Source organism: Trueperaceae bacterium, assembly GCA_031581195.1.
Classification (GTDB): Bacteria; Deinococcota; Deinococci; order Deinococcales; family Trueperaceae; genus SLSQ01.
On record JAVLCF010000216.1, the window covers coordinates 1 to 1,540 of the forward strand.

Consider the following 1,540-nt stretch of genomic DNA (forward strand, 5'->3'; position numbering starts at 1 on the left):
CTCGTGAACGCCAGCCTGGACGTGTACCTGGAGGGTCCGCCGGGCGGCATCTGGTTCTGGAGCGTCGTGGGGGTGGCGTTGGCCGCGTTGCGGCTGCAGGCCACCCCCGACCGGCGACGGTCCTAGGGCGCGACCAGCTGGAGGAACGCGTCGCTCCCGCCGGCGTTCGGGCGGTCGAGCGACCCTTCGGTCTCTCCGGCGAGGACGAGCCACCCGTCGTCGGTGACGGCGACGTCGAGGACGGTGGTGTCCGAGCCCACACCGACCTGCCAACTGCGGAGCAGCTCGGGCGCGCCGGTCTCGGGGACGTCGACGACGGCGACGAAGCCGGCGGGGGGGTCGCCGCTCCCCTCCGCCGCCCCGAGCGGGTCGTCGGACTGCCCGACGATCACCAGCTCCCCGGTCGCGAGGAGGGCGACGGCCATCGGGAAGGCGTTGTCGGCGTCGCTGCCCACCAGGTAGGCGTCGACGGGCGACGTGCCGGCGGGGGCGGCGGGGTCGTACAGCGCGAGCATGGCGACCTGTTCTTCCCCGGTGATCCCTGGGGCTTCCGCGCTGGCGACCGCGGCGTAGCGCCCGTCGGGGAGGCGCACGACCCCGCTCGCGGCGATCGAGTCGAGGCCTCCGAAGCCGGCCGCGACGTCGGTGTTCGACAGGCGCTCGGTCCCATCGAGGTCGAAGGCTTGCAGGTAGCCACGCTGGACCGGGACGCCCTGAGCATCCTCGTAGTTCGTGCGCCCGACCGTGACGACGAGGTCGTCTTCGACGGAGGCGGCCACGTCGAGGTACGACGCGGAGAAGGAGTCGAACCGGGTGACGTCGGTCCCGGACGGGGAGGCGGTGGGGGACACCGTCGCGACGTCCTCGACGTCGTTCACCGTCGTCGACCAGAGGGCGGCGGTCGTCCGCGTCAGGTGGCCGGTGCTGGCGTCGGTGCTTCCCGCCAGCAGGAGCCCCTCGGGCCCGACCCGCTCGACGGCGAACGCGCCGGAGGACCGGGCGTCCGACAGGGGGAACGTGTCCCCGATCATGTCCCCGGCCGCGTCGAGGCGCTGCAGGACCCCCTGAGTCTGCCGGACGCCGCCGCTGGTGCTCGAGATCGTGACCCCCGCCGCCAGGAGGCCTTCGGGGACGACGGCGACGTCCCAGAGTTCGGTGTGACGGCCGAGGGGGTCGGCGTCGGTGGTGACGAAGGTCGCCACGCCCGTCTCGGGTGCGATTCCGGCGACGAAGGTGCGGGCGTCAGCGCCGCTTTCCGGCGTGGCGTCCGTCGTCCACGTCCGCAGGCCGCCCGCCAACAGCAGGGTGCCGTCGGGCGCGACGGCGACGGCGTGGCCGACGTCGTCGTCGTCCGTCCCCAGCTGCCACGTCCAGGCGACCTCGCCCGACGCGAGGACGCCCAGGCGGGTGCCGGCCTCGAGGCCCGGCGTCGCGACGCTCGTGGCGGACACCGTCACGTCCCCGGGCGCGACGGCGGTGACGACGCCGTCCGCGTCGACGGTCGCGACCGACGGGTCGCTGGACCGCCACGTCACGCCCG

At 74.5% G+C, this 1,540-nt stretch carries 1 protein-coding gene; it reads right to left on the reverse strand.

Annotated features, from left to right (window positions below; genetic code table 11):
* Window positions 1-122: 122 nt before the first annotated feature.
* Window positions 123-1,540 (reverse strand): Ig-like domain-containing protein (locus RI554_11545; protein ID MDR9392646.1); only part of this gene is annotated, 1,418 nt, incomplete at its 5' end.